At 69.3% G+C, this 26,505-nt stretch carries 28 protein-coding genes and 1 pseudogene; 9 read left to right on the top strand and 20 right to left on the bottom strand.

The window, feature by feature from the left end; all coding sequences use genetic code 11:
- Positions 1-16: 16 nt before the first annotated feature.
- Together LI92_RS00540 and LI92_RS00535 are read left to right on the top strand one after the other, a co-directional pair.
- A complete protein-coding gene (locus LI92_RS00540) occupies positions 17-646 on the top strand; it encodes a TetR/AcrR family transcriptional regulator (protein WP_286134758.1) in 630 nt (209 codons plus the stop codon).
- A gap of 108 nt (positions 647-754) precedes the next feature.
- Positions 755-1,600 carry an SDR family oxidoreductase gene (locus LI92_RS00535; protein ID WP_046314919.1) on the top strand — a complete coding sequence of 282 codons (846 nt, stop codon included), beginning with the start codon at positions 755-757 and terminating at the stop codon, positions 1,598-1,600.
- Here LI92_RS00535 and LI92_RS00530 read toward each other — a convergent pair.
- Entirely contained in the window at positions 1,588-2,223 is a 636-nt protein-coding gene (locus LI92_RS00530) for a VldE C-terminal domain-containing protein (RefSeq protein ID WP_152665286.1), read from the bottom strand. The genes LI92_RS00535 and LI92_RS00530 overlap by 13 nt on opposite strands.
- A 200-nt stretch (positions 2,224-2,423) precedes the next feature.
- On the opposite strand from LI92_RS00530, the gene LI92_RS00525 reads away from it, so the two are divergent.
- Together LI92_RS00525 and LI92_RS00520 are read left to right on the top strand one after the other, a co-directional pair.
- Entirely contained in the window at positions 2,424-2,756 is a 333-nt protein-coding gene (locus LI92_RS00525) for a DUF732 domain-containing protein (protein ID WP_046314917.1), read from the top strand.
- Between the two features lie 83 nt (positions 2,757-2,839).
- A complete protein-coding gene (locus LI92_RS00520; protein WP_046314916.1) occupies positions 2,840-5,638 on the top strand; it encodes an aconitate hydratase in 2,799 nt (932 codons plus the stop codon).
- A gap of 27 nt (positions 5,639-5,665) precedes the next feature.
- On the opposite strand, the gene LI92_RS00515 is transcribed toward LI92_RS00520, so the two are convergent.
- From LI92_RS00515 to LI92_RS00485, 7 genes are read right to left on the bottom strand one after another with little or no spacing between them, the layout of a single operon-like run.
- Positions 5,666-6,724 carry an ABC transporter ATP-binding protein gene (locus tag LI92_RS00515; RefSeq protein ID WP_046314973.1) on the bottom strand — a complete coding sequence of 353 codons (1,059 nt, stop codon included), beginning with the start codon at positions 6,722-6,724 and terminating at the stop codon, positions 5,666-5,668.
- 13 nt (positions 6,725-6,737) lie between these two features.
- Positions 6,738-7,589, bottom strand: coding sequence for a carbohydrate ABC transporter permease (locus LI92_RS00510; RefSeq protein ID WP_152665285.1), 852 nt, complete (start codon positions 7,587-7,589; stop codon positions 6,738-6,740).
- Positions 7,586-8,470 carry a carbohydrate ABC transporter permease gene (locus LI92_RS00505; protein ID WP_046314915.1) on the bottom strand — a complete coding sequence of 295 codons (885 nt, stop codon included), beginning with the start codon at positions 8,468-8,470 and terminating at the stop codon, positions 7,586-7,588. Before LI92_RS00505 ends, LI92_RS00510 begins: the two co-directional genes overlap by 4 nt.
- On the bottom strand, positions 8,467-9,822 hold the full coding sequence (locus tag LI92_RS00500) for an ABC transporter substrate-binding protein (RefSeq protein ID WP_082109470.1): 1,356 nt from the start codon (positions 9,820-9,822) through the stop codon (positions 8,467-8,469). The genes LI92_RS00505 and LI92_RS00500 overlap by 4 nt, the downstream gene beginning before the upstream one ends.
- Complete coding sequence (locus LI92_RS00495; RefSeq protein ID WP_046314914.1) at positions 9,819-11,732, bottom strand: YhgE/Pip domain-containing protein; 1,914 nt, start codon at positions 11,730-11,732, stop codon at positions 9,819-9,821. Before LI92_RS00495 ends, LI92_RS00500 begins: the two co-directional genes overlap by 4 nt.
- Positions 11,733-11,734: 2 nt before the next feature.
- Positions 11,735-12,475: an ATP-binding cassette domain-containing protein gene (locus tag LI92_RS00490; RefSeq protein WP_046314913.1), complete on the bottom strand. Its 741-nt coding sequence runs from the start codon at positions 12,473-12,475 to the stop codon at positions 11,735-11,737.
- 37 nt (positions 12,476-12,512) lie between these two features.
- On the bottom strand, positions 12,513-13,451 hold the full coding sequence (locus LI92_RS00485) for a sigma-70 family RNA polymerase sigma factor (protein WP_046314912.1): 939 nt from the start codon (positions 13,449-13,451) through the stop codon (positions 12,513-12,515).
- Between the two features lie 73 nt (positions 13,452-13,524).
- Between LI92_RS00485 and LI92_RS00480 the strand changes: the two genes are divergently transcribed.
- On the top strand, positions 13,525-13,878 hold the full coding sequence (locus LI92_RS00480) for a DoxX family protein (RefSeq protein WP_046314911.1): 354 nt from the start codon (positions 13,525-13,527) through the stop codon (positions 13,876-13,878).
- A 1-nt stretch (position 13,879) separates the two neighbouring features.
- Here the strand turns inward: LI92_RS00480 and LI92_RS00475 are convergent, their stop codons facing one another.
- From LI92_RS00475 to LI92_RS24200, 4 genes and pseudogenes are all read right to left on the bottom strand, one after another.
- Positions 13,880-14,311, bottom strand: a complete 432-nt coding sequence (locus LI92_RS00475) for a TOBE domain-containing protein (protein WP_046314910.1) — start codon at positions 14,309-14,311, stop codon at positions 13,880-13,882.
- 31 nt (positions 14,312-14,342) lie between these two features.
- The gene (locus LI92_RS00470) at positions 14,343-15,143 is read right to left on the bottom strand and encodes a nuclear transport factor 2 family protein (protein ID WP_046314909.1); all 801 of its coding nucleotides are present in this window, start codon (positions 15,141-15,143) and stop codon (positions 14,343-14,345) included.
- Entirely contained in the window at positions 15,143-15,712 is a 570-nt protein-coding gene (locus LI92_RS24205; RefSeq protein WP_046314970.1) for an isochorismatase family protein, read from the bottom strand. Before LI92_RS24205 ends, LI92_RS00470 begins: the two co-directional genes overlap by 1 nt.
- A gap of 54 nt (positions 15,713-15,766) precedes the next feature.
- Positions 15,767-16,075: pseudogene (locus LI92_RS24200) on the bottom strand (DUF2784 domain-containing protein); the annotation flags it as partial.
- Positions 16,076-16,176: 101 nt separating this feature from the next.
- Between LI92_RS24200 and LI92_RS00460 the strand changes: the two are divergent.
- Entirely contained in the window at positions 16,177-16,770 is a 594-nt protein-coding gene (locus tag LI92_RS00460) for an RDD family protein (protein ID WP_046314908.1), read from the top strand.
- Between the two features lie 17 nt (positions 16,771-16,787).
- Here LI92_RS00460 and LI92_RS00455 read toward each other — a convergent pair whose 3' ends face one another.
- A complete protein-coding gene (locus LI92_RS00455; protein ID WP_046314907.1) occupies positions 16,788-18,296 on the bottom strand; it encodes a carboxylesterase/lipase family protein in 1,509 nt (502 codons plus the stop codon).
- Between the two features lie 154 nt (positions 18,297-18,450).
- Between LI92_RS00455 and LI92_RS00450 the strand changes: the two genes are divergently transcribed.
- Positions 18,451-19,146, top strand: a complete 696-nt coding sequence (locus LI92_RS00450; protein WP_082109468.1) for a hypothetical protein — start codon at positions 18,451-18,453, stop codon at positions 19,144-19,146.
- Positions 19,147-19,149: 3 nt separating this feature from the next.
- On the opposite strand, the gene LI92_RS00445 is transcribed toward LI92_RS00450, so the two are convergent.
- On the bottom strand, positions 19,150-19,488 hold the full coding sequence (locus LI92_RS00445; protein WP_109559774.1) for a hypothetical protein: 339 nt from the start codon (positions 19,486-19,488) through the stop codon (positions 19,150-19,152).
- A 142-nt stretch (positions 19,489-19,630) separates the two neighbouring features.
- On the opposite strand from LI92_RS00445, the gene LI92_RS00440 reads away from it, so the two are divergent.
- The gene (locus LI92_RS00440; protein WP_046314905.1) at positions 19,631-19,966 is read left to right on the top strand and encodes an RNA polymerase-binding protein RbpA; all 336 of its coding nucleotides are present in this window, start codon (positions 19,631-19,633) and stop codon (positions 19,964-19,966) included.
- A 43-nt stretch (positions 19,967-20,009) separates the two neighbouring features.
- On the opposite strand, the gene LI92_RS00435 is transcribed toward LI92_RS00440, so the two are convergent.
- The 4 genes from LI92_RS00435 to LI92_RS00420 all read right to left on the bottom strand — a co-directional run bounded on the left by LI92_RS00435 (position 20,010) and on the right by LI92_RS00420 (position 24,615).
- Positions 20,010-20,762 (bottom strand): polyprenol monophosphomannose synthase, encoded by a 753-nt coding sequence (locus tag LI92_RS00435; protein WP_046314904.1) that lies wholly within the window; start codon positions 20,760-20,762, stop codon positions 20,010-20,012.
- The gene (gene lnt, locus LI92_RS00430; protein ID WP_046314903.1) at positions 20,759-22,489 is read right to left on the bottom strand and encodes an apolipoprotein N-acyltransferase; all 1,731 of its coding nucleotides are present in this window, start codon (positions 22,487-22,489) and stop codon (positions 20,759-20,761) included. The genes LI92_RS00435 and lnt overlap by 4 nt, the downstream gene beginning before the upstream one ends.
- Positions 22,482-24,005, bottom strand: a complete 1,524-nt coding sequence (locus LI92_RS00425; RefSeq protein WP_046314968.1) for an amidohydrolase — start codon at positions 24,003-24,005, stop codon at positions 22,482-22,484. Before LI92_RS00425 ends, lnt begins: the two co-directional genes overlap by 8 nt.
- A gap of 115 nt (positions 24,006-24,120) precedes the next feature.
- Positions 24,121-24,615 (bottom strand): FxsA family protein, encoded by a 495-nt coding sequence (locus LI92_RS00420; RefSeq protein WP_286134754.1) that lies wholly within the window; start codon positions 24,613-24,615, stop codon positions 24,121-24,123.
- A gap of 76 nt (positions 24,616-24,691) precedes the next feature.
- Here LI92_RS00420 and LI92_RS00415 point away from each other — a divergent pair, with 76 nt between their 5' ends.
- A complete protein-coding gene (locus LI92_RS00415; RefSeq protein WP_046314902.1) occupies positions 24,692-25,225 on the top strand; it encodes a dienelactone hydrolase family protein in 534 nt (177 codons plus the stop codon).
- A 4-nt stretch (positions 25,226-25,229) separates the two neighbouring features.
- Here LI92_RS00415 and ric read toward each other — a convergent pair whose 3' ends face one another.
- Together ric and LI92_RS00405 are read right to left on the bottom strand one after the other, a co-directional pair.
- Positions 25,230-25,958 (bottom strand): iron-sulfur cluster repair di-iron protein, encoded by a 729-nt coding sequence (ric, locus tag LI92_RS00410; RefSeq protein WP_286134753.1) that lies wholly within the window; start codon positions 25,956-25,958, stop codon positions 25,230-25,232.
- Positions 25,959-26,010: 52 nt separating this feature from the next.
- Positions 26,011-26,403 (bottom strand): PPOX class F420-dependent oxidoreductase, encoded by a 393-nt coding sequence (locus LI92_RS00405; protein WP_046314900.1) that lies wholly within the window; start codon positions 26,401-26,403, stop codon positions 26,011-26,013.
- Positions 26,404-26,505 lie beyond the last annotated feature (102 nt).

Here is a 26,505-nt window from a genome sequence, read left to right as displayed (position 1 = left end):
TTTGACGGGAGGTGCGTTGCCCGCTCCGACACGCTCACGTCCGCAACAGCAGCGCGCCCGCGAGATGCGTCGCCGGCTGCTGGACACCGCTCGGCAGCTGGTGGAGCGCCGAGGGGTGGAACCGTTGACCACCCAAACCATCGCCGATGCCGCCCACGTGAGTATCGGCACGGTGTATCGCTATTTTCCCGACCGCGCCGCGATCATCGTCGAGCTGGTGGAAGAGGCCACACGCGACATCTCCTTCCAGTTGGTGCGCACCGTCGGCCAAGCCATCGACCTGGAGGTGGATCAGGCGGCGTCCCTCCTCGTCGACACCCTCACGACCGTCTATGAGCAGCACGCCCCGATTCTGCTGGCGGCGATGACATCCTCAGCTTTCGATCTGCCGCCCTACCTCAACCACACCGCGATGGCCGAGGTCGAGCGCAGCCTGCTGCCGCTGGCCAGCGTGATCCCGAGCCGATCGCGGCCGGACCTGTCGCCGGCAGAGCTGGACGATCTGGTGTTCGTCACCATGGGCGTGACGTCGAGCGCCTGCTTGCGCATCGCTTTGCAGCGACCCGCCACCGCGGATCGCGACGCCATGATCCGGGTGACGGCGACCATGCTGGCGGCCGCGCTGAAAGCCCCGGCGGACACCTGACGACTTTACAATTCTGCACTGAACTGTCACGCTGGCGCCCGGGCGGCCACGGCCCGATTCCGCGCCGAAGCCCCGGGCAAAAACGCATCGTCGACGAGGAGTCCGCAGGTGACAGGCGCTGAATTCTCCGGCAGGACCGTCGTGGTCTCGGGCGCAAGCCGCGGTATCGGGCTGGCTATCGGCCTGGGTGCCGCCCGGCTGGGTGCCAATGTCGTGCTGCTGGCCAAGACGGCCGAGCCGCATCCGCGACTGCCCGGCACCGTGCACACCGCGGCCGCCGAGATCGAGGCCGCCGGAGGCCGGGCCCTCGCGGTCGTCGGCGACGTGCGCAGCGAGCAGGATGTGCAACGGGCGATCGACGCCGCGGTCGAGAAGTTCGGCGGCGTCGACGTGTGCGTCAACAACGCCAGCTCCATCGCGACCGAGCCCACCGAGCAGTTGTCCGCCAAGCGTTTTGACCTCATGCAGGACATCAACGTGCGCGGAACGTTCCTGCTGACCAGAGCCTGCCTGCCGCACCTTCGGCGCTCGGCCAATCCCCACGTGCTGACCATCGCTCCCCCGATCAACCTGAACCCGTACTGGCTGGGCATCCACCCGTCCTACACGCTGTCCAAATACGGGATGACGCTGTTGACGCTGGGCTGGGCCGCCGAATACGCCGACGCCGGGATCGCCTGCAACTGCCTGTGGCCGCAGACCTACATCGCAACATCGGCGGTCGCCAACACTCCCAACGGGGTCGAGTTGCTCGAGAGGTCGCGCAGCCCGCAGATCATGGCGGACGCCGCCGTGGAGATCCTGCGCCGCAAGGGCGCCGACGCCACCGGCCAGTGCTTCATCGACGCGCAGGTGCTCACCGAGGCCGGGGTCACCGACCTGTCGGGCTACGGGGGCGGGTCGGAGCCGCTGATCGACTTCTTCATCGACGACGCCGACGCTCAGCGCAGGTAGACCTCGGCCCCGCTGGGGTATCCGCCGCCGGTGGTGGTGACATGCACATGGTCGTAATGGCCGTATCCGCCACGCTGCGCGCCGCCGCCGGGTGTGTAGTACACGCCGCGCCAGATGGCGTCCTGCAGACCGAACCGCTCGGCGTTCTCCATCACGTAGGCCACGATCTCATCGCCGAGCGCGATGCCCGCGGCGCTGGTCGGGTTGGGAACCATCACGTCGAGCGCCAGCCCATTGGGGTGCCAGCGCAGCGCGTCGGACCGCACGCCCCCGATCTGGCGGATCTGCGGGAAGGCGTCACTGATGCTGCGGGCCGCCTGGATGGTGCGGACCTGCAGGCCCCGCTCCGGAGCTACTCCCGCCGGCAGGAACCGCGAAACGGTGCGGGTGCGCGATGCCACCGAGAACCGCGCGGGGGCGCCCGTTTCATGAGTCACGGCGGGTGCTGCGACAAGCTGCATTCCGCCAGGCGAATTGTCTTCAGCAACCACCGCAACGGATTCTTTCGGCACCGCAGGATTGGCGCTGCCACCCACAGCAAAGAACACTGCCGCTGGTGCGAGGACTGCGGCCATCAGAACAGATGACCTTTGCCGCTTGCTGGCTAACTCGTGTCGGCCCACGGGAAGACACAATACGAGAAATTCGGCTAATAGTCACAATTTTATAAACCTCATAAATTCCTTATGTCGTCTTCGTCACAATGGGCCCCCCGAGCGCCGGTCCGATCGGCTCCGATTCGCGCAGGTGAGCGCGCTTGGGCCCGCTCCCCCGCACCCGGCAAAGGAAGCTCACCTAAGCAGACGGGTCTACACTGCATCTCATGAAATCGACGACCCTCGCCGCAGCGGTCCTGGGCGTGGCCGTGGCGCTGGCCGCGCCCGCCCACGCCGACCCGGACACCGATTTCGCCCGCGAACTGCACACCTACGGCATCTACGGCCCGCGGGATTACAACGCGTGGCTGGGCAAGATCGTCTGTGAGCGTCTGGACAAGGGAATCGACGGGGACGCGGCCAAGTCGGTCCGCTTCATCACCCCCAACCTGCAGAAGGGCAGCACGCAGGTGCAGGCCTGGCAGTTCCTCGGCGCGTCGATCAACACCTACTGCCCCGACAAGCGTCCGGTTCTGGAGCGGGCCGCCCAGAACGGCTGATTGCGGCCTTCTTCCCCTGGCCGCGGCGGTGAAGCGGCCCTAGGGTCGGTAGTAACCGATCCGTCCGGTGGGAGGGGCCCGCGATGGCCGAAAGCAGCAACCACGACAGCTTCGACACCCGGGGCCGGCTGAGCGTCGACGACACCACGTATCAGATCCGGCGCCTCGACCGGGTCAGCGGCGCAGCACGGTTGCCCTACAGCCTCAAGGTTCTTCTGGAGAACCTGCTGCGCAACGAGGACGGCCGCCTGGTCACCGCCGAGCAGATCGGCGCACTGGCCGCATGGGACCCGGCCGACGAACACGGCCGGGAGATCGCATTCACGCCCGCACGAGTCTTGATGCAGGACTTCACCGGGGTGCCGTGCGTGGTCGACCTGGTCGCGATGCGCGACGCGATCACCGAGCTGGGCGGGCAGACCGGCCGCATCAACCCGCTGTGCCCCACCGAGCTGGTGATCGACCACTCGGTGATCGCCGACGTCTTCGGGCGCCCCGACGCGTTTTCGATCAACGCCGAACTGGAATTCGAGCGCAACGCCGAGCGCTACCAACTGTTGCGGTGGGCCCAACAGGCCTTCGACGATTTCTCGGTGGTGCCGCCCGACACCGGCATCTGCCACCAGGTCAACCTGGAATACCTGGCCCGGGTGGTGTTCACCCGCGACAGCGCGCAGGGACCGCTGGCCTACCCGGACACCCTGGTGGGCACCGACTCGCACACCCCGATGGTCAACGGCCTGGGCGTGCTGGGCTGGGGCGTCGGCGGGATCGAGGCCGAAGCGGCCATGCTCGGACAGCCCATGAGCATGCTGATCCCGCCGGTAGTCGGCCTCAAACTGACCGGCGAACTGCAGCCGGGCACCACCGCCACCGACCTGGTCCTCACGGTGGCGCAACTGCTGCGTGCCACCGGGGTGGTGGGCAAGTTCGTCGAGTTCTACGGTCCGGGGGTGGCCAACGTCCCACTGGCCAACCGGGCCACCATCGGCAACATGAGCCCGGAGTACGGGGCCACCTGCGCGATCTTCCCCATCGATGACGTGACCTGCGACTATCTGCGCTTGACCGGGCGCTCGGAGCACCAGATCAAACTGGTGCAGGCCTACGCCAAGGAACAGGGCATGTGGCATGACCCGGACCGCGATCCCGCGTACTCCCAGACTCTCGAACTGGACCTCGGCGCCGTCGAGCCGTCGATCGCCGGCCCCAAACGCCCGCAGGACCGCATCCCGCTGCGGCTGGCCCCCCAGACCGTCGCCGCCCTGCTCGACGGCGCCGAATCGACCGCTCAGGCCCTCTCCGACCTGGACCAGGCGTCGGCGGACTCGTTTCCGGCCAGCGACCCGATCGCGTTCGGTCAATCCCAACCCGAAGGCACCCCGCGGGAACAGTGGGCCGGCGGCGACAAGCTCCCGTGGCCCACTGCGCCCACCCCGATCGAGTTGGCCGACGGCACCCGTACCGACGTCGACAACGGCGATGTGGTCATCGCCGCGATCACCTCCTGCACCAACACCTCCAACCCCTCGGTGATGGTGGGCGCGGCACTGCTGGCGCGCAACGCCGTCGACAAGGGCCTGTCGCGCAAGCCGTGGGTGAAGACCACCCTGGCACCCGGGTCGCGCGTGGTCACCGACTACTACGAGCGGGCGGGCTTGACCCCCTACCTGGACAAGCTCGGCTTCAACCTGGTCGGCTACGGCTGTACCACCTGCATCGGCAACTCGGGACCGCTGATCCCCGAGGTGAGCAAGGCTGTCGTCGACCACGACCTGACCGTGTGCTCGGTGCTGTCGGGCAACCGCAACTTCGAGGGCCGTATCCATCCGGAGGTCCGGATGAACTTCCTGGCCTCGCCGCCGCTGGTGGTCGCCTATGCGCTGGCCGGCACCCTGCGTGTCAACCTGCTGACCGACCCGCTCGGCACCGGCAGCGATGGCGAACGGGTGTACCTGCGCGACATCTGGCCCACCGCCGCGGAGATCGCCGCCGTGGTGGACGACAACCTGCAGGCGCAGATGTTCACCGCCAGCTACGCCGATGTCTTCACCGGCGACGAGCGCTGGCGCTCACTGGCGGTACCCGACAGCGACACCTTCTCCTGGGAGCCCGAATCCACCTACGTGCGCCGGCCACCGTACTTCGACGGCATGACGCGCGAGCCCGAGCCGGTCACCGACATCACCGGGGCTCGGGTACTGGCCAAACTCGGCGACTCGGTGACCACCGACCACATCAGCCCGGCCGGGTCCATCCGCTATGACGCCCCCGCCGGAAAGTATCTGTCGGAACACGGTATTGACCGCAAAGACTTCAACTCCTACGGCTCACGCCGCGGCAACCACGAGGTGATGATCCGCGGCACCTTCGCCAACGTGCGGCTGCGTAACCAGTTGGCACCCGGCACCGAGGGGGGATTCACCCGTGACTTCACCCGGGCCGACGGTCCGGTGACCACCATCTACGAAGCCTCGGTGAACTACCTCGCCGCCGGGACCCCGCTGGTGATTCTGGCGGGCAGAGAATACGGTTCGGGATCCTCGCGGGACTGGGCCGCCAAAGGCACCGCACTGCTCGGGGTGCGGGCGGTGCTGGCGGTGTCCTATGAGCGCATCCACCGGTCCAACCTGATCGGCATGGGTGTGCTGCCGCTGCAGTTCCCCGCCGGCGCCGACGCGGAATCGCTGGGGCTTACCGGTGAAGAAACCTTTGACATCACCGGGGTGACCGCGCTGGGCGAGAAGATTCCCGACACCGTGCACGTGCGCGCCGGTGACATCGAGTTCGATGCGACGGTGCGCATCGACACCCCTGGCGAAGCCGACTACTACCGGCACGGCGGCATCATGCCCTATGTGCTGCGGCAGCTGCTCGACTGAGGCCCCGCCGGCCCTATCGGGGCGGGCTCAGCCGATCCGGGCTCCGTCGGTCGCGAAGAAGTGCAGGTCGCTCATGTCGAAGCCGAGCGACAACCGGGCGCCGCGTGACACCTCGACGGTCCCCGAGACCCGGGCCACCAGCCGGGCCGTCTGCTGCGCCGTCGCGCCGTACAGATAGGTGTCGGCGCCCAGTTCTTCCACGAAATCGACCTCGACGCCGATCCCGCGATCGGCGATCTTCAAGTGCTCGGGACGGATTCCCACCGTCACTTCTGCTGCTGCCGCAACGATTTCCGGCGGTATGGGGATGCCGAACCCGTCCAGTGACACCGTGGAGCCGACGACGGGAACGGTGAACAGGTTCATCGCCGGCGACCCGATGAACCCGGCGACGAACACATTGGCCGGGGTGCGGTAGAGCTCGCGCGGCGGCGCGCACTGCTGCAGGACTCCGTCGCGCAGCACCGCAACCCGATCGCCCATCGTCATGGCCTCGACCTGATCGTGGGTCACATAGACCGTGGTGATACCCAGCCGCCGTTGCAGGTCGGCGATCTGGTTGCGGGTCTGCACCCGCAACATGGCGTCCAGATTCGACAGCGGCTCGTCCATCAAGAAGACCTGCGGGCGCCGCACGATCGCCCGGCCCATCGCGACGCGCTGGCGTTCGCCGCCGGAGAGGTCCTTGGGCTTGCGGGCCAGCAGCTCCGACAGACCCAGCAGTTCCGCGGCTTCGCGCACCCGGGAGCGGATCTGCGCCTTGGGAGTCTTGGCGACCTTGAGGGCGAATCCCATGTTCTGCGCCACCGTCATGTGCGGGTACAGGGCGTAGTTCTGAAAGACCATCGCGATATCGCGACCGGCGGGATCGGTTGCGGTGACGTCACGCTCGCCGATGAGAATGCGGCCGGCGTCGACGGGTTCCAGGCCGGCCAGCATTCGCAGCGTCGTGGTTTTACCGCACCCCGAGGGTCCGACCAGCACCATGAACTCGCCGTCTTTGACGGCGAGGTCCAGGCCGTCGACAGCGCGGTGTTCGGTGCCGGGATAGTGCCGCGTCACCGAGTCGAACGTCACTGAGGCCACCGCGTTCTCCTGACTACCGTCCACCGAAACCGGTCGCCGCGATCCCGCGGACGAAGGCCCGCTGGGCGACCGCGTAGATCACCACCAGCGGCGCCAGCATCAGCATGGACGCCGCCATGATTATCGGCCATTCGGCGACGTACTCGCCCTGCATCCATACCAGTCCGAGGGTCAAGGTGGCGATGTCCTTGCGCTGAATCATCAGCAGCGGCCACAGAAAATCGTTCCAGACATTGATCCAGGTCAACACCGCCAGCACCATCGCCGCCGGCCTGGCGTGCGGCAACAGGATGCGCCAATAGATGGTCCACGGCGAGCAGCCGTCCAAGATGGCGGCCTCTTCCATGTCGACGGGCAAGGTGGCGAAGAACTGGCGCATCAGGTAGGTGCCGAAGGCGCTGCCGAACAGTCCGGGGATGATCATCGCCCACATGGTGTCGGTCCAGCCGAAAACCCGCATCAAGATGAACTGCGGAATCACCGTGACCGTCAACGGCACCATCAGCGTCGCCAGATAGAGCACGAACAGGCTGTCGCGGCCGGTGAACGGAAGCCGGGCAAAGGCATAGCCGGCCAGGGAGCAGAAGAACACCTGCCCGGCGGTGACGCAGCCGGCGTAGAGGACGGTGTTGAACAGCACGCGCCAAAACGGCATGCGGGCGAACACCTCAAGGTAGTTCGACCACTGCGGATGGGCCGGTACCAGGATGGGCTGGCTGATCTCGGCCTGGCGTTTCAGGGAGCCCGACAGCGCCCACAGAATCGGGAACAGCGCGCAGGCGGTGACGGCCGCCAACCCGGCGTAGGCGCCGAGCAGCCCGGCGATGCGGTGCCGCCCCGTTGGCGCGGCGTGGCGGGGCGTCACTGCTGCACCGCATTGCGGCGGGACAGCCGCAGCTGGATGACGGTGAGCACCAGCAGCACGGCGAACATCACCCAGGCCAGTGCGGACGCGTAGCCGAAGTTCAGGAAGGCGAACGCCTGCTGGAACAGCATGATGGCCAGCACGTAGGTGCCGGTCTCGGGGCCCCCGCTGCTTCCGGTGAGCACGTAGACGAGGTCGAACGCCTGAAAGGCGTTGATGATCGAGATCACCACCACGAACCACACGGCGCCGCGGATCATCGGCACCGTGATCGACACGAACCGGCGCAGCTCCCCCGCCCCGTCGATGCGCGCCGCCTCATGCAGGGATTCGGGCACGCCCTGCATGGCCGCCAGCAGGATCACCGTCGCGAACGGCACGCTCTTCCAGACGCTGACCACGCACAACGACACCATCGCCCAGTGCGGCTCGGTGAGCCACGGCACCGGGGCGACGCCGAACCAGCCGAGCATGATGTTCAGCAGCCCGTTGTCGGTGTTGAACACGAACTGCCACACCACCGCGATCACCACCGACGACACCGCCAGCGGCAGAAAGGCGATCGCCCGGAACAGGCCGATTCCCCGGATCTGGCGGTTCAGCAGTCCGGCCACCGCCAGGCTGATGAGCACCGTGGGGACGACGCTGCCGAGCGTGAACACCGTCGTGTTGCGCACCGCGATGGCGAACAACGGATCGCCGGCGAACACCTCACGGTAGTTGGCGGCGCCGACGAACTGCGGCGGCGTGAACAGGTCCCAGTGCTGGAAGCTCATATAGAGCGAGAAGCCCAGCGGGAAGGCCATGAACACCGCGACGGCAAGCAGGTTCGGGGCGATGAACCAGCGTCCTGCGCGAGACCGGCTGCGGGTCGGGTTCATGGGGCGGCCAGGACTTTGTCGATCTGCGGGGTCAGGCCTTGCCTGAGACTCGACGCGGGCCGTGAGCCGCGCAGGACCGGACCGATGGCGCGGTCCATCAGGGCGTGGATCTTCTGCCAGTCCGGGGTGATGGGCAACCCCTCGGAATGCGCCGGCCCGCCGGTCAGCACGGCAAGGTTGGCGATTCCGGCGTGGGCGGCGGTAAAGCCCGGTGAGCCGATCCCCGAACGCAACACCGGCACGAACAGTCCGGATTCGGCGATCAGCGACTGTCCCGCCGGCCCCGTCGCAAATTTGAGGAACTCCCAGGCCTGTTCGCGGCGGCGACTGCCGGCGGCAATGGCCAGACCGGTGCTGCCGATGGCGGATCGCGCCGCCCTGCCCCTGGCTGCGGCGCCGGGCCCCGTCGGCAGCACCGCCACATCGAAATCCAGGCCCTCGGCGTGGATGAACGTCTGATAGCGCCAGTGCCCGCCGAGGGCCATCGCAGCCTTGCCGGCGGTGAACAGGCCCATCGTGGAGATCGACTGGGTGTCGGCGGCGGCCGGCGCCACCCGATGCACGTTGGCCAGGTCGGCGTAGAACTGGACGCCGGCCAGAAAGTCGTCGTCGTCGAAGTTGAGGTGGGTCGGGTTGACCCGCGGCACCGCCCACGGGGTGCCGTTGTTCATGCCGAACAGCGCCGCGGTGTAGGGCGCGGACCAGGTGTCGACGAAGCCCCACTGGGTGACCCGTCCGTTTCCGGAACGCCGTGTCAGTGCGGTTGCGGCAGCGAGGAATTCGTCGAAGCTCCAGGGCTGGTCCCAGCGGCCCGGCGGCGGTGGCACACCGGCTTCGGCGAAGATCCGGGTGTTGTAGAACAAGAACGCACCCGACCACTGTTCTGGAAACGCGTACTGGCCGCCTTGGAAGCCGAACGTCTCATACAGCGCCGGGTGACTGTCGGCGTGCAACGCCGCCGCGAACCGCCGATCCCGTTCCAGCAGGCTGTTGAGGTCCAACAGCACCCCGCGGTCGGCAAACCCGGCGAAGTTGAACTCCCACGCCATCAGCACATCCGGGCATTTGCCGCCGGCGCAGAACGTCGAGATCTGCTGCGTCGGATCGCCGCCGGCCAATATCGTGCGGACCCGAATCTCGGGGTGCTCGCGTTCGAAGGCGGCCACGATGCGCATCCGGGCGTCGGCCTCTTCGGGGTTGGCCGCGAAGTAGAACGTCAGAGCGTCCTCGCCGGTGCCGCAGGCCGGCGTCCACGGGACCAGCGCGGCCGCCCCGAGCGCCCCGGCGCCCCGGAGCACGGTGCGCCGAGGCAGGACCCGCCCGCCCGAAGGTGTCGCCGGCGCCGCAGTCACACTTCGATCGGGGGGTAGAGGCGCTCGAGGGTGTACTGGCGGTCGCGTCGGGCAGCCCAGGAGCTGGCCAGCAGTGAGAGCACCAGGATTCCCGCCAGCACGGCCACCGACATCCACAACCGCTCGTCGACGCCGCCGACGGTCAGCTGGCGCAACCCGTTGACCGCATAGGTCATCGGGTCGTAGGGGTGCAGGATCTGGAAGGGCTTCGCGGTGGTCTCCACGGGATAGACCCCGCCGGACGACACCAGCTGGAACATCAGGAAGGCCAACGTGAAGACCCGGCCGACGGCCACCCCCAGCAGCGCGTTGAACGCCTGGATCATGGCCAGGAATGCTGCCGCGATCAACGCCAGGAAGGCCACCATGCCGGCCGCGTGCCGGGCTTGCAACCCCACCCCGAAGTGCACCACGGTATACATCAGCAGCACCTGGCACAGGCCCAGTAGCAGGGCCGGCCAGTACGAGGCCAGCACCACCCGCAACGCACCGAGGCCGCTGACGATGGCGCGAGTCTGCAACGGCGTCAACAGCATCCAAACGATGAGTGCTCCGATGAACAGCGCCAGCGGCAGAAAGAACGGGGCGAATCCGGTGCCGAACGTGGCGGCGTGATGGGTGAAGTCCATATCCACCCCCACCGGACTGGCCAGGATCTGGGCCACCTGGACGCGCTGCTGGTCGGTGATCGTCGAGGCCCGCTGATCGGCTTCGCCCAGTCCCGCGGCCAGCTGTGCGGCACCGTCCTTGAGCTGATTGCTGCCGTCGGTCAGCTGGACCAGCCCGTCGCTGAGCTGATTCGCCCCGGCTTGCAGCGCGGTGGCCCCGTCGCGCAGCGCGACCAGGTCGGCCTGCAGGCCGCCGTCGAGGGCGTGCGTCATGAACGTGCGCAGGCCGCTGCCGGGGTCGGCGAGATCGTTCTGCAGCTGTTGGGTGTTGGCGCGCAGGTGCGCCAGTCCCTCGTCGGTGGCCGGGTCGATGCCCGCGACGTCGAGGAGCCGTCGGGCGCCGGCCAGGGTGTCGGCCAGCGCCTGGACCGCGGGGTCGGGGTTGGCGCGCAGGCTGTCGACCACCTGGTCCACGATGCCGGCGGCCTGCTGGTAGTTGACGTTGAGCGAAGCGATCCGGTCGGTCAGCGTCGTGAGGTCGGCACCGAGGCCGGCGGCTGCGGCACCGGCGGCATTGGGGTCGAACCCCTTGGCGGCCAGGTCCTCGGTCACCTTGAGCAGCGGGTCGGTGGCCTGGTGCACGCCGGTGGCCAGCTGGCGGATTCCGTCGGCGAGCGCCGCGGAACCGTCCCGCGCCGTGCCCAGGTTGGCGGCCAAAGCACTTGAGCCCTCAGCGAGTTGCCCCGCGCCGTCGGCAGCCTGGCGGACCTCGTCGGTCACCTGGGTCAAGGCGGTACCGATCACCTGCTGGCCTACTTTGGCGCTCACTTCGTTGAGTACCTCGCGGGCGGCGTTCTGTCCCATGACCGAGGCCAGATAGTTGTTCGCGTCGTTGAACCGGAACTGAATCTGGGCCTTCTGCGGATGCGGTCCCGCCGGGGACACCACGGCGGCGCTGAAATCGGCCGGCAGGGTGATCGAGAAGTAGTAAGTGCCGTCGGACACCCCCTTGACGGCCTCGCTCTGCGAAACCTGGTGCAGATCCAGCTGGCCGGAGTCGACCAGGGCGCGAGTCACCTCGTCCCCGGCGTGCACGGGCTGGTCGGAGACCTGCGCGCCGGTGTCTTCGTTGACCAGGGCAACCGGGATCTTGTCGATGGCGGCGAACGGATTCCAGAACGCCCACAGATACATCGCCCCGTACAGCAGGGGCAGCACGATGATGGTGATCAACGCCAGCCGCGGCATGGTGCCCCGCGAATAGCGTTTGAGGTCGGTTCCCAGCGACATTCCGGCGAGCATGCTCAGCGGTTCCCCTTCTCGTGTCGGCCGTGGGTGAGATCGGCGCGCTCGAGGGCATCGACGACGATCTGTGTGGTGACCCCGGATTCCTCGCCGAGCACGTTTGCCGAGGCGGTGATCACGGTCTGCTGCCCGCCCAGGACCACCAACCGCTGGACCAGGGTGGCGCGGTCACGGTCGTTGGTGACTTCGTCGATGCTGCCCACCACCAGCAGCGGTGGGCGCTTGGTGTTGGCCAGCGCGATACGCAGCAGCAGGCCGGTCAGTTCGTCGAGGTGCTCGACGTAGTCGTGCAGTTGCGGCATCGGCACATCGCCGAAGACCGGGGCGCAGATCGCATCGCGCTCGGCATCACCGGCCCGGCGCACCAGGCGGTACCACGGCGCGTCCCAGCGGATCTTCTCGGTGATCAGATCCCCGACCGTCACCGACTCGAAGATCTCATCGAGCTCCGCTATCCCGGCCAGCGCGGCCAGATCGAAGATGTTGCGCGCTCTGCTCTGGCCGAACACCGTGAGCGTGCCCGCGGAGGGCTTCATCCGGCCGGCGAGGTTCATCAGCAGCGCGGTGCGCCCCGACCCGGGCGGACCGATCAGCAGGCTGACCCCGCCGGCCGGGATGTTGAGGTCCAGTGGCCCGAAGACCCGCCCCCACGGTCCGGTCATCGTGATGCCGCGTGCCGTCACCGCCGGCGGTTGCGCCTCCGCCGTCGTCTCCTCGGCAGCAGCGGTCTGATCTGGCACGGGCTGTCCCCCTCACACATCGGTTTCGCGTGACCCATCAAAGCAGAACCGGGCCGCGGCGAGCGGTTGTCTCGTGTTCTGGCAGCAGCTCAGCCGGCGGCAGGTGCAGCGTCGCGCTGCGCAGCCGCTGCGGATCGCCGGTGATGTCGATGGTGTGAATCCGGCCGTCGTCGCCGATGCCGAGGCGCAGCAGGGCGAACAGGCGACCGCCCGGGGCGATGGCGATGCCCGGTGCGCCGTCGACGATCAGCACCGCGCCGGCCTCTGCGCGGCCGGTGAAGCTTCGGGTCTCCTGTGCGACGTCGGCGGCGCCGCGCATCTGCGTGGGCACCCCGGCCGGCACCAGCACCGGGTCGACACGCCGCACGACGTCGGGCGCCAGCATCTCCAGCAGCGCCGGGATGTCGCCCCCGCGCGAGGCGGCCAGGAATGCGCTCACCACCCGCAGGTGTTCGGCGCGGCGTCGTGGTGGCTCGCCCGAGGCGTCGCGCAGGCGGGCCCGGGCACGGCTGGCCAGTTTCTTGGCCGCCTCCGGTGAGCGCTCCAGCACCTCACCGATGTGTTCGAAGGGCACGTCGAACACATCGTGCAGCACGAAGGCCACCCGCTGGGCCGGCGACAAGCGGTCCAGCACCACCAGCAGGGCCCGGCTGACCGCCTCGCCGCGCAACACCTCCTCGTCGGCGGCGGGCACGGCAAAAGCGGTGCTGCCGTCCGGCTCGGATGGGTCCGGCAGGGGTTGCTCAATGCGGCGCGCGCGGGCGCGCAACGCATCGACGGAGACGCGGGCGGTGATGGTGGTCAGCCACGCCGCCAGATTGTCCACCGCCGCATGGTCGGCACGGCTGGCCTTGAGCCAGGCCGCTTGGACGGCGTCCTCGGCGTCGGCGGCCGAGCCGAGCACATGAAAAGCCACCGAGTGCAGGCGGTGGCGGTTGTCTTCGAACCGTCGGGCCAAACCGTCGGTGTTGCCCATGGGTCACCTTTCCCTTCCGGGAGTCGTCACAGGGATAGAGCCACATCCATCGACGACAAGAAAGAGCAACATTATGAGCGTACCGACCGTGAGCGTGGTGACAATCGTGGTCACCGCGGCGATCACCATTGCCGTCGCCGTCGCGGACTTCGTCCCCGCGCAGTTCGTCCTGGCCAACTCGGCCGAGGTCGGCGTACCGCGGACGTGGATTCCGGTGTTGGGCGGGCTGAAACTGGCCGGGGGCGTCGGTCTGCTCATCGGCCTGGCGGGCGTTCGGCTGGTCGGTGTCGCCGCAGCGGCCGGGCTGGTGGCCTTCTTCATCGGGGCCGTCGCTACCCACATCCGGACCGGGGTGCTGCACAATATCGGGTTTCCGGCCGCGTATCTGCTGGCGTCGGCGGCCTCGCTGGCGGTGCTGCTGGCGTGAGTCAGCCGATCTCGTTGGCGACGGCCGAACCGGCCCGCCGTGGCAGTTCGACGACGACATCGGTGGCCTTGACCGAGGCCACCACCAGGCTGCCCGGTTCCAGCTGCAGTTCGTCGGCGGCTTCCCTGCTGACCAGGGAGACCAGCCGGAACGGTCCGACCTGAACCTCGACCTGCGCCATCACCGTGTCACGGGTGACCTTGGTGACCAGCCCGGCCATCCGGTTGCGCGCCGACTGGCCCACCACCGGACTGCGTGAGACCCCTTGGGCCGCGGCGCGCTCCTGGGCGAACCGGGCCAGCTCCGCCCCGTCGACCGTGCGGGGCCCGCTGCCTGCCGTCAGCGGCAGGCGGCCGGAATCCACCCACCGGCGGACGGTGTCGTCGCTGACACCGAGCAGCTCCGCGACTTCGGCGATACGAAAGCTCGGCACGTACCGAGTTTATCGCCGCCGCCAGACCAGCTCAGGATGCTGCGTAACAGCGGACCGCCGTGATGGGCCCGGCCCGGCCCGCCACGCCGAAGAACAGCACGGCGCGCCGCTGCGCCGAACTGGTCGACACCGCGACCGTGCCACCGGCGGCCAGCATCTTGGCCGGGCGCGCGCCGGCCTGCAGCGTCGCGAGCTCGGAGAGCTCGACGGCGGCGTCATCGCCGCACGTGACGTCGGCGGCCGGCGCCAGCAGCGTTCTGGCGGTGGCGAGGTCGCCGACGGCGAGCGCGTCGAGGAACGCCCGCACCGTGTCCTTGGCCGCGCCGGCCGGCCGGCGGAACCCGCCGGCGAAACCTGCCGCACCGGACAGTCCCTGATTGCGCAGCAACGCTCTGGTCAGCCCGAGGCCGGCGGGCACGGCCGCGACGCCGGTGCCGAGAAACTGGCGCACCATGGCCGGAAGCTCCCAGAAGGCCTGCAGGCTCAACAACTTCCATTGCCCCGCAGACTCTTTCAGGTCATAGCGCAGGATCGCCGGAATGTGCATGGTGACCGCTGGTCCCATCGCAACCTCCAGTTGCAGGTCGCGGATGACGGTGTTTTCGCGCACGATGTCGAGGTCACGGTGAAACGTGATGTCGCGCGGTCCGATGAAGGTGTCGTAGAACCGCCCGATCTGCTCGGCGCCGATATGCGGGCGCGAACCCACCGGATCCTCCACCCGGCCTTCGTCGCTGAACAGCCCGGTCCAGCCGGCCCGATCGTGCGCGGCCGCCGCGGCCGGTGACTGTTCGACCGCCGCGAGCAGCTCCGCGGCCGTGGCGCCGGTCATCAGGCCGCCTCCAGCACAGCGACACCGGCGCTGCGCATCGCCGTCAGGGCGGCGGCCGTCGAATCGGGGTTCACCCCGGCGGTCAGGTGCGGCAGCACCGCGGTGGCAAAGCCCTCGCCGACCGCATCTTCGGCGGTGCGGCGCACGCAGTGATCGGTGGCGACGCCGACCAGCTCGACACTGTCCACATCGTGTTCACGCAACCAGTCGCCCAACGAACAGCCGTGCACGTCGACCCCCTCGAAGCCGCTGTAACCCGCACTGTAGGAACCCTTTTGGAACACCGCCTCGACACCGGCGGCGCTCAGGGCGGGGTGCAGAGCTGCGCCGGGACTTCCCGCGACGCAGTGCGGTGGCCAGGAGTTCTGGTAGTCGGGATTCCCGGAGAAGTGCGGCCCCGGATCGATGTGCCAGTCCTGGGTGGCCACTACGTGGGCGTAACGGGTCCGGCCGCTCGGGCTCTGCAGGTAGCGGCTGATGGCGTCGGCCACCGCGTCGGCTCCGGCCACCGGCAGTGCCCCGCCGGGGCAGAAATCGTTCTGCACGTCGACGATCACCAACGCCCGCATGCGTCCACAGTATCGCCGGCGGCGCAGCAGCTCTCGTCCGCACAGCACCCAGGAGCCCGCGACGGCGCCGAGCACCGCGACGTCGATTCCGGTGGCCCAGCCCGGCGGGTAGAGCACGCCGGTCAGGTAGTGGGCGATGAAGCCGTCCGGCGGCAGCGCCGACATGCCGGCGGCGGCGCGAGCACGGCGCTCCAGCCAGGTCAGCGGGCATTCCACACCGGCGGGAGTGTCGGCCACGATCAGCGCCGCCCACGTGACCGCCACACCGTGCAGCCACAGGGTGCGGGGTGCGCGCAGGGCGAGGAAACCGCCGACCACGACGTAGCCGACGAAGATGAGATGCGCTGCGACGATGAGAACCACCGCGATCCGGTACACCACCGTTTCGCCCTCCGCAGAAACCGATCGAGCCTGTGCGCGTCACGGTACATTGGCGAACACCAACGTGGTCAGGAGCGGATCTGATGACAACCGGCGATTTCGGCCCGAACGGTCCCGGTTACGGCCCGAACGGACCTGGTTACGGCTCCAACGGCCCGGGTTACGGGCCGCAGGGGCCCGGTTATGGCCCCGGCTACGGCCAGCCCGGCGGTTACCCGCCGCCGCAGGCCTGGGGACCCCCGCCCGCTCCGGCGCAGCGGCCGGGCGGCCTGCTCAGACGGTTCTGGGCCCGCGTCCTCGACGGGATGCTGGTGGGCGTCGTGTCGTTCTTCCTGTCGGTGTTCGTCTTCTCCGACGATTACCCGTTCCTGGTGACCGGCCTGTTCTCCGGGGCGCTGACGTTCGGCTATTTCGTGCTGTTCGAGGTCACCCAGGGGGCCACCCCGGCCAAGCGGCTGCTGGGTCTGCACGTACGCGGGCCGGACGGCGTGTCAAAACCGACGGCTGCCCAGTCGGCTCTGCGCAACTCGTTCACGTTGCTGGCCGTCGTCCCCTACGTCGGTCCGCTGCTGGCATTCATCGCCTACGTCGTGATCGCGGTGACCATCAGCGGCAGTCCGACCAAGCAGGGCAAGCACGACGAGCTGGCCGGCGGCACCCGGGTCACCCGGGACTGAACTTCCTCCCCGGATGCTCAGTGGGCGAGGGTGAAGCCCTGCCACGCCATCCGGCGCTCCGGGGCCGGGTCGTATTCCACCCGGGTTCTGCGGTCGAACACCATGACGGCGCGCTCGTCGGCGGAGTAGGCCGGCCAGTTCTCGCCGGGCACCCCCGCCCGGCTGAACGCGCCCCAGCGGCGCTGCACCTGCTTGCTGACCTGAACCGCGGTGCGCCGGTCCGCGCCGGCGGTCAGTAGCCGGCCGAACCCTCCGCTGCGGTAGATGTCGAACACCGCGAACAACTCGGTTGCGTGCGTGGCGCCCATACCCGACCAGCGCAGCATCCGCGGCGCGTAGTCGTAGCGGTAGACGTAGGTGGGGGCATGAGCACCGTGGGCCTCGGCGATCTGCCACACCGCAGCGTTGAACGCGAAATCGCCGCCGAGCCGCACGCACGCGGACCGCTTCGGGTAGTCCGGGTAGGCGGCGATGATGCGTTCGCGCACCGTCGTATCCGCCCCGGCCAGCACCGCTTCGACCGTCGGTTCGTCGACCGGCAGCATTTTCAGGAAACGGGTGAACAGGCGTCCTTCCTCGGCGTTGCTGCCGACGATGAGCGGAACCCGGTGCGCCGACCCCTGCCGCATCGCCTCCACCGGTTCCACCGGCAACACGTCGTCGCCACAGACCGGACCGATGGGGAACGCGCCCAGCATGTCGCGGTTGCCGTCGTCGATCAGCCGGTCCTGGGCATCCAGCAGCTCAGCCGGCGACACCCGCAGCAGGGCCTGGGCGGCGTCGCCCGGGCGGACTCCCAACAGCGCGGCGAATCGCTCGGCGAACGCCGCGGCGATCTCGGTGTTGCGCACCAGACCCGCAGCCGGGCTTTCGGCGATGGCCCGGGCGAACAGGCCCTGCGCCGAGGGAACCGCCAGCAAAGTGGCGACGGCGTGTGCGCCCGCGCTCTCCCCGAAGATGGTGACGTTGTCGGGGTCGCCCCCGAACGCCGCGATGTTCTCCCGGACCCAGCGCAGCGCCAGCACCAGGTCACGCAGGTAGAGGTTGCTGTCCACCGTGACCTCGGGGGTCGACAGCGACGACAGGTCCAGGCAGCCCAGCGCACCCAGGCGGTAGTTGGCCGAGACGTAGACGCAGCCGCGCCGGGCCAGCGCCGCCCCGTCATAGATCGGGGTGGCCGAACTGCCCAGGATGTAGCCGCCACCGTGGATGAAGAACATCACCGGCAACGGACCGTCGCCGCCGTCCTCCGGCGCCACCACGTTGAGCGTCAGGCAGTCCTCACTGGTCGGCTGGAAACGGCCGGGCCCCAGCGCGGTGTACAACCGGCGCTGCGGCGCGCAGTAGGTGAATCCGTGACAATGGCGAACCCCCGACCACGGCTCGGCCGGTTGCGGCGCCCGGAATCGCAGCGGACCGACCGGCGGGCGGGCATAAGGGATGGACCGCCATCTGCGCACTCCGTCGCGGGCGAAACCCTCCACCACTCCGGTGGCGATGGCGGCCTGCACAGGGTGGTTATGCATGAGGCGAACGGTAGCGAACGCGGCGGCGGTTAGCGAACCTCGACGAAGGAGAGGCGCGGCTGGACCGCCGCTTGAGCAGGGCCGGTTAGCGAACCTCGACGAAGGAGAGGCGCGGCTGGACCGCCGCTTGAGCAGGGCCGGTTAGCCTAACGGCATGCGTCGTAGCGGGCTGATCGCCGTACTGCTGTTGACCGCCGGATGTTCGGGGGCCACCGTGCACGATCCGGAGCCGACGTCGACTGCGCCGGCACCATCCAGCACAAAGTCTTCGGCTGCTGCGCCGACGACTTCGGCCAAGCCGGTGGGCCCGCCGGCGGCCGGCGCGTCGATCTCGGATGTGATCACCTGGATCGAAACCGCCCGTCCGGTCGACGCCGCGAGTTTTCACACCGCGATCCGCGACGGCGAGGTGACCGACCTCATCGACGATGTCGCGTTCACGGTGCCGGCCGCGCCGCGGCGCGACACCATCTGCATGACCGATTCCAGTTCCGCCGACAGCGCGTTGTCCTGTGTGGTGGACCTGGTGACACCGACTCCGCAGCCCGACGACGTCTACGGCGAGTGGAAGGGCGGCTGGGTCGATTTCGGCGGCAACACGCTGCGTGTCGGATCCGCCCACGGCGACCCGGGGCGGTTCGTGCACGGGAACGGCGCCGTGCTGCCCGACGGCTCGTCGCTGTCCTTCGCCGACTATCGTTGCCGGGCCGACCGGGTCGGGCTGTTCTGCGTCAACTATGCGCACCGCGCGGCGGCACTGATCAGCCCGGAGGGCATCACCACGTTCGGCTGCCTGCAGTCGGTGCCGCCGCCGGCCGACGCCGGCAAGCTGTTCAGCTGCGCCAGCTGAGGATCAGCGCCAGCGGTCCGCTGAGTCGACCGCCTGCAGCAGCGTGTCGCACAGCTGGGTCAGCTCCTCGCGGGGCGCGTCTTCACGCAGGGCGGTCGCGATGTCCTCAGCGGCGCACCGGACCTGGTAGATCCGGTCGGACAGGGCCGTCGCCTCGTCGGCGGAGAGCACCACCGAATCGGGTGCCAGCGCGGTGGTCTTGCCGCTGGCGATCAAGGCGCGCTGTTCGTAAGCGCGCTGCCGGCAGGACTGCCGGCAGTATTGGCGACGGCGCCCGATCCCCGCGTCGCCCACGTCACGACCGCACCATCGGCACGGCTGGGTGCGGGGACTGCGAGGCACGGTTGAACACCTTAGTCCGCCGGCGGCGATCCCCCCGGTATCATGAGAGGTCTCGCCACGTGCGCCGGGAACTTCGCAGGGTCCGCTCGCGTTGGCAATCCTGAGGCATATTTCACTGAACAGGTTTTAAGGAGAGTGGGTCATGGCTGATCGTGTTCTGCGGGGCAGTCGGCTGGGAGCCGTGAGCTACGAGACCGACCGCAACCACGACCTGGCGCCGCGTCGCATGGCGCGCTACCGCACCGACAACGGTGAGGAGTTCGAGGTTCCCTTCGCCGACGACGCGGAGATCCCCGGTACCTGGATGTGCCGCAACGGACTGGAAGGCACGCTGCTCGAGGGCGATGTGCCCGAGCCGAAGAAGGTCAAGCCGCCGCGCACCCACTGGGACATGCTGCTGGAGCGCCGCTCCGTCGAAGAGCTCGAAGAGCTGCTCAAGGAGCGCCTCGAGCTGATCAAGACGAAGCGGCGCGGCTGAGTCCGCCCCGGACCGCCGCGGCAGCCCCGGCTGCCGCGGCGATCTAGCCTCGGGCGCCCCGCAGCCGGTTCAGCCGGCCGCCGATCCCCCACTGGGCCACCTTGACCATCGCTTCGCGGATGTTCGAGCCGCTCATCTTCGACACGCCGAGCTCCCGCTCGGTGAACGTGATCGGCACCTCGGTGATGGTGAACCCGTTGTTGACGGCCCGCCAGGTGAGGTCCACCTGGAAGCAGTACCCCTTGGACTCGACCGCGTCCAGACCGATCTTCTCCAAAACCGACCGGCGATACGCCCGGTATCCGGCGGTGATGTCGTGGATCCCCACACCGAGCAGCAGACGCGCATAGGTGTTGGCGGTCTTGGACAGCACCAGCCGGCGCACCGGCCAGTTGCGCACCGCGCCACCGTCGACGTAGCGCGAGCCGATTGCCAAATCAGCGCCGGAGTCGATGGCGTCGAGCAACCGGTAGAGCTGTTCGGGCGCATGGCTGCCGTCGGCGTCCATCTCGACCACCACCTCGTAGTTGCGCTCGAGCGCCCAGGCGAACCCGGCGAGGTAGGCCGCGCCCAGTCCCGCCTTGGAGCTGCGGTGCATCACGTGGATGCGGGCGGGATCGGCGGCAGCCCGCTCATCGGCCAGCTTCCCGGTACCGTCCGGACTGCCGTCGTCGACGATCAGGATGTGCACATCGGGGCGCGCCTGCTGTAGCCGATCGAGGATGATCGGCAGATTCTCCAACTCGTTATAGGTGGGGATGACCACCAACGTGTGCAGGCTGGGACGCTCGTTCATCGGCGCCGCTCCTCCCCTTCTTTCGCATCGGCGCCGGTGCGGCCCCGCTTGAAACGGCGTCGGGCAAACCGATCGCGCATGAAGTTTCCATTTTGCCGTATGCCGGCCAGCAGGGCAGCAACGGCCGCTCCAACCAGCACCCACTGCAGCACCGGCCCCCACCGGGTCGCGGGCGTCAACGCGGTCTTGAGTCGCAGGTGGCCGTCGAGATAGGCGGGCTCGAAGAAGGCGGTGCGCGCCAGCTCCCGGCCGTCGGGAGCGATCACCGCGCTGATCCCCGTGGTGCCGGCGACTACCACGTAGCGGTTGTGCTCGACCGCACGCACCCGGGCGAACGCCAGTTGTTGTTCGCTCATCGTCTCGTCGAAGGTGGCGTTGTTGGTGGGCACGGCCAGCATCTGGGCGCCGGCGAGCACCGACTGACGCGGCGCGCGATCGAAGATCACCTCCCAACAGGTGGCGACCCCGACCGGGACACCGGCAACATGCACCACCCCGTCACCGCGGCCGGGAACGAAATACCCGGCCCGGTCCGCGTAGCCGGACAGGTGGCGGAAGAACCCGCGCCACGGCAGGTACTCCCCGAACGGCTGGACGATCCGCTTGTCGTGGCTCTCCCCCGGGCCGGTACGCGGATCCCACACCAGCACCGAATTCGACGCCACCGGGTTCTGCGGGCTCCAGCCGTCAGCGGCGCGCACGGTGCCCACCAGGATGGGGGCGTCGATCGCCTGCGCGGCGGCGGTGATCTGCTGGGCGGCGTCGCTGTTGGTCACCGGATCGATGTCGGAGGCGTTCTCCGGCCAGACGACGAACAATGGCTGCCGTGCGCGTCCCGCCGCGACATCGTCGGCCAGCCGCAGGGTTTCGCGGACGTGGTAGTCCAGCACCTCGCGGCGCTGGGCGTTGAAGTCCAGCCCGAGTCTGGGCACGTTGCCCTGCACGACGGCCACCGTGATCGCCGGGTCGTCTCCGGCCCCGGCACCGGAACGCCGAACCCCGGGCCACACCACGACAGCGGTCAGCATCACCAGACAGATACACAGGCCGGGTACCAGAACCGCCGGTGGGCGCTGGTCGCGACCGGGCGCCGGTGGATTGCGCACCCACCGCACGATCTCGGCGGTCAGGGCGGTGCCGGCGCATCCGAGCAGCGCCACGCCGGTCGACAGCAGGGGCACCCCGCCGAGGGAGACCAGGGGCAGCAAGGGTCCGGAGGTCTGGCTGTATCCGACTCCGCCCCAAGGGAATCCGCCGAACGGGAAGACCGACTTCGCCCACTCCTGTGCGGCCCACAGCAGCGCGAACCAGATCGGCCAACCGGGCAGGGAGCGCACCACGACGGCCGCCGCACCGAACAGCGCGGGAAACAGTGCACACGTCAGTGCCAGCACCAGCCACGGCAGCGAGCCGACCAGACCACCCACCCAGGGAAGCAGCGGCAGATACAGGGCCAAGCCGCACAGCAGGCCGTAGCCGAAGCCGCCGGCGACGGTGGTCTCCCGGCGGATCAGCACCCAGCTCAGCGCGGCGAAGGCCAGGATCGCGGCCCACCACCAGTTCAGCGGCGGAAAGCTGGAGCGCAGCAGCATGCCGGCGCCCACCGCGGCGGCCAGCTGCGCCCAGCGGTCCGCGGCGGCGAGGGCCAGCCGTTCGGCCCGGTTCGGTCCGGTCCGGGCGGGACCGGCGGTGGGAGCCGACACGCCCGGTTCGTCGTTCTCAGCCATACAGCACCACCCCGCGGTGAACCGTGCGACGGCATCGCGGGCCGGCGCCGGCGTCGAGCACCGGCAGCGCGGGCACCCGCGCGCGGGGATCGGTCGACCATCGCTGGACGGTGTCGCGGGGCGCCTGCACGGCCAGCGGCCCCGTCTCCCAGACCGCGTAGGACGCCGGCGCTCCGGGCACCAGGGTGCCGGTGATGCCGTCGTTGACACCGGCGGCGCGCCAGCCGCCGCGGGTCGAGGCGGCGAACGCCGCCCGCATCGATATCGCGCTGCCGGGCGTGCGATGGTGCGCAGCCGCGCGTACCGCGGCCCAGGGATCCAGGCCGGTGACCGGGCTGTCGGAACCGAACGCGAGGGGCACGCCTTGGGATGCTAACAGCGCGAACGGGTTCAGCCCGGCGGCTCGCTCGGCGCCCAGGCGCTGGGCGTACATGCCGTCCGCGCCGCCCCAGCGTGCGTCGAAAGCCGGTTGCATACTTGCGATCACGCCCCAGGCGCCCAGCTTGGCGGCCTGCTCGGCGTTGACCATCTCCAGGTGCTCCAGCCGATGCCCGCAGCGGGCGACCGCAGCCACCCCGTACTGGTCCACCACCTGCTCCAGCGCGGCCACCACCGAGGACACCGCGGCGTCGCCGATGACGTGGAACCCGGCGGTGACGCCGGCTTCGGTACAGGCCCGCAGGTGTGCGGTGACCGCGTCGCCGTCCAGATGGTGCACCCCGGTGCAGCCGGGGGCATCGGCGTAGGGCTCATGCAGCCAGGCGGTGCGCGACCCCAGGGCTCCGTCGACGAAGAGATCGCCGCCGAGCCCGCGAGCGCCGGTGTCGGCGATCAGCTCGCGCGCCCGATCGGCGCTGGCGACCGCTTCGCCCCAGTAGCCGATGACTTCGACACCGCTGCCATCGCGCACGGCCCGCAACTCGCGCCAGTCGTCGGCGCCGCCGATGTCCGGGCCGGCGCACTCGTGAACCGCGACGATCCCGGCCGCGGCGGCCGCAGCCAGCGCCGCCGTCCGGGCTTCGGCGCGTTGCGCGGCGGTGAGCAACCGTCCCGCCGCGGCCCGGACCAGGTGGTGGGCATCGCCGGTCAGCGGCGCAGCCGGGTCTGCCGTGCTCGGCGGCACCAGGTTGCGCAGCGCGGTGGACGCCAGCGCCGAGTGGACGTCGGCGCGCGAGAGGTAGGCCGGCTGGTCCCCCACCGCAGCGTCGATGGCGGCGGTGTCGGGGACCCGGGCGTCCGGCCAGCCGGATTCGTCCCAGCCGTGTCCGCGGATCGGCTCCCCGGGGTGGGCGGCGACGTAGTCGGCGATCAGCTGCAGGCAGTGCTGTGCGGAGGTGGCCGGCCGAAGATCCAGCCCGACATGGCACAGCCCGGTCTCGGTGAGGTGCACGTGGCTGTCGACGAACGCCGGGGTGACCAATGCACCGTCGAGTTCGACCACCTCGGCCTGGGGGAACTGTTCCCGGCCGAGCTCGTCGCTGCCGAGCCAGACCACCAGCTCGCCGCGGACTGCCATCGCGGTGGCCTCCGGGTGACTCGGACTGTGGATCCGCCCGCCGAGCAGCAAGGAGGTGGGACTGTCGTTCACAACGCTCACGTCGTAGAACGTACGGGTTGAGGTGGCCGACCGATCAGGCGACCGGAAGGGCCCGCCGGCCGGTGTCGGTGACGTCGACGAATTGGGCGTCGATGTACTCGCCGTCGATGTAGTCGCCGGTGCGCCGGCTGCGGTACCACTGCCGCCCGACGGTGGCCGCTGCCACCAGCGGGGCGTGCCGGCCCAGTGCCGTGGCGGCCACCGTGCCCAGCAGCGGGCGTGCGGCCGCCCGGGTCGGGGGCGCCAGCAGCAGCATGCCGGCCAGCGTGGTCACCGGCCCCGGCACCAGCACCAGCATGGTGCCGGCGGTCACCAGCCCGCTGTCGGCGAGCACACCCGGGACGGCGGGCCGGCGCAGCCGGCGGAGCTGGCGCTTGACCTGCGCGGTGGCCAGCACCAGACCGGCCAAGCCGGTGGCGGCCAGCAGCAATGCCGTCCAGCCGAAGCCGAACGCCCAGATCATCGCGGCGATCACCGCAACCTCGACCAGGACGTAGAGACCGCAGATCCGCAGCGCAGCGCTCATCATGACTGTCCAACGTCGGAGACGGCCGGGGGGTTCCAACCCGCCCGCGGGGACATGCGGTGACGGCAATACTGATGCGATGACCACGATCGATGTCGACGCACCCGCCGGACCTGTGCAGGCCCTGCTGGATGTTCCGGAGGGATCCGGGCCGTGGCCCGGTGTGGTGCTCGTCCACGATGCGATCGGCTACGGCGCAGACATGCGGGCCGTTTCCCGGCGGGTCGCCGCCGCGGGTTATCTGGCGCTGTCGCCCAACCTGTACTCCCGGGGCGGGCGGGCGCGCTGTATCACCCGGGTGTTTCGCGAACTGCTCACTCAGCGCGGCCGCGCACTCGAGGACATCCTGGCCGCCCGTGATCACCTGCTGGCGATGCCGGAGTGCTCCGGCGCGGTGGGCATCGCCGGCGACCGGTTACGCGCCGCGGTCGAGAAGCACCACATCCCCCATGACATCAAGGTGTACCGCGACGCCGGGCACAGCTTCGCCAATCGGCTGCCGGCCCAGCCGCTGCTGCGCATCGCCGGGTACGGATACAACGAGGCCGCGACCGCCGATGCCTGGAACCGGGTGTTCGCATTCTTCGCCGAGCACCTGAGGCCCGGGGCCTGATGACTCAGGCGCGATCGCCGGCCGCGGCCAGCACCCGCGGGAACAGCACGTTGTTCTCCTTGTGCACGTGCAGGTGGATGTCGGACTCCAAGTCGGCCAGGCCGGCCAGCATCGCGGTGTAGCTGGCGCAGGCGTCCGCCGGGACCGCGTAGCCGTCGGTGAGCGCCCGCAGTTCGGCCAGCAGCTCACCGCACCGATCGTGTTCGTCCTGATTGCCGGACAGTTCGGCGCGCACGTCGTCCGGCAGGGCCTGCTCCGGACGCCCGGCGTGCAGGCTGATCTGGGGAAACAGCAGGGTCTCCTCGCGGCGCAGGTGTGGCTCCATCTCGTCCCGCAGCCTGTGGAAGACCTCGCGGACATCGATCAGCTCGCCGTGCCGGGGGCCGTGCACCCGCGCCACCTTGTCGACCAGCTCGGTCAGCCGGGGGAACTCGTCCCACAGGAACCGGTGGTGGGTGCTGACGATATGGGCGATCAGCGACACATCGTCGTAGCCGGCCCAGTCGGCCGGCCGACCCGGTTCGACGGCGTTGAGTGCGGCCAGCAGTTCTCCGGCGTCGACTCCGTCGGCGGCACATGCCTCGGCCAGGCGACGCCGGCCGTGACAGCAGAAGTCGATCCCGAAACGGCTGAGGATGCGGGTGGTCGACGGATCGGCGGTGACGATGTCGCCCAGAACATGCTCTCCTGTGTAGGCGGCCATGGAAGTCCTCACCGTCGATGTCCGGTCCACCGGAGCCAGTTTAGATGAACATAGTCCACTATATATGGCAGGTTATCGCCGGCTACGCAGTGGCGTCGGCCGGGGTCAGCGCCAGGCCGACGTTGGTGCGCATCCCGCCCCGCAACTTGCTGAAGAAGATGAACACCCGGCCGAAGAGCTTGTAGCGCTTGCCGATCGCGGCGTAGACCTCACCGGTGTGCGACTTGTCCAAGACAGTGGCAACGGCCTCGACGGCCTCGCCTTTGGGGCGGCCACGGACATCGCATTCCGCCAGAGTGACGTGCGGGTTGTTACGAATCCGCTTGACCTTCCAGGAGGATTCCTGGGTGATGACCAACAGGCGGTCGCCGTCGGGCGCGGCCCATACCGGAGTCGGTTTGGGGCGACCGTCTTTGGTGAAGGTGGTCAGGAGCAGATACTCGGACTTGGCGATCTGGGCGAAAGTGGGTGCCATGACCGCGAACCTACCCCCCGAGCAGCTCCCACGCCGGTAGCCGGGGCGCGGGCGGCTCGTGCGCCGGACGCCGCGCTGCTCGGCCGCTAGAGCGGCGGGCTG

This window comes from Mycobacterium sp. UM_Kg1 (genome assembly GCF_000972925.1).
Taxonomy (GTDB): domain Bacteria; phylum Actinomycetota; class Actinomycetes; order Mycobacteriales; family Mycobacteriaceae; genus Mycobacterium; species Mycobacterium hiberniae.
Note: the sequence above shows the minus strand (reverse complement) of the source record. Positions and strands in the feature narration are given on the sequence as shown.

Coding starts and splice junctions, on each gene's coding strand:
- LI92_RS00525 (WP_046314917.1), top strand. CDS start 2,424: ATGAAATCGACGACCCTCGCCGCAGCGGTCCTGGGCGTGGCCGTGGCG.
- LI92_RS00520 (WP_046314916.1), top strand. CDS start 2,840: ATGGCCGAAAGCAGCAACCACGACAGCTTCGACACCCGGGGCCGGCTG.
- LI92_RS00505 (WP_046314915.1), bottom strand. CDS start 8,470: ATGAACCCGACCCGCAGCCGGTCTCGCGCAGGACGCTGGTTCATCGCC.
- LI92_RS00495 (WP_046314914.1), bottom strand. CDS start 11,732: ATGCTCGCCGGAATGTCGCTGGGAACCGACCTCAAACGCTATTCGCGG.
- LI92_RS00485 (WP_046314912.1), bottom strand. CDS start 13,451: ATGGGCAACACCGACGGTTTGGCCCGACGGTTCGAAGACAACCGCCAC.
- LI92_RS00480 (WP_046314911.1), top strand. CDS start 13,525: ATGAGCGTACCGACCGTGAGCGTGGTGACAATCGTGGTCACCGCGGCG.
- LI92_RS00470 (WP_046314909.1), bottom strand. CDS start 15,143: ATGACCGGCGCCACGGCCGCGGAGCTGCTCGCGGCGGTCGAACAGTCA.
- LI92_RS24205 (WP_046314970.1), bottom strand. CDS start 15,712: ATGCGGGCGTTGGTGATCGTCGACGTGCAGAACGATTTCTGCCCCGGC.
- LI92_RS00460 (WP_046314908.1), top strand. CDS start 16,177: ATGACAACCGGCGATTTCGGCCCGAACGGTCCCGGTTACGGCCCGAAC.
- LI92_RS00455 (WP_046314907.1), bottom strand. CDS start 18,296: ATGCATAACCACCCTGTGCAGGCCGCCATCGCCACCGGAGTGGTGGAG.
- LI92_RS00450 (WP_082109468.1), top strand. CDS start 18,451: ATGCGTCGTAGCGGGCTGATCGCCGTACTGCTGTTGACCGCCGGATGT.
- LI92_RS00440 (WP_046314905.1), top strand. CDS start 19,631: ATGGCTGATCGTGTTCTGCGGGGCAGTCGGCTGGGAGCCGTGAGCTAC.
- LI92_RS00435 (WP_046314904.1), bottom strand. CDS start 20,762: ATGAACGAGCGTCCCAGCCTGCACACGTTGGTGGTCATCCCCACCTAT.
- lnt (WP_046314903.1), bottom strand. CDS start 22,489: ATGGCTGAGAACGACGAACCGGGCGTGTCGGCTCCCACCGCCGGTCCC.
- LI92_RS00425 (WP_046314968.1), bottom strand. CDS start 24,005: ATGGCAGTCCGCGGCGAGCTGGTGGTCTGGCTCGGCAGCGACGAGCTC.
- LI92_RS00420 (WP_286134754.1), bottom strand. CDS start 24,615: ATGATGAGCGCTGCGCTGCGGATCTGCGGTCTCTACGTCCTGGTCGAG.
- LI92_RS00415 (WP_046314902.1), top strand. CDS start 24,692: ATGACCACGATCGATGTCGACGCACCCGCCGGACCTGTGCAGGCCCTG.
- LI92_RS00405 (WP_046314900.1), bottom strand. CDS start 26,403: ATGGCACCCACTTTCGCCCAGATCGCCAAGTCCGAGTATCTGCTCCTG.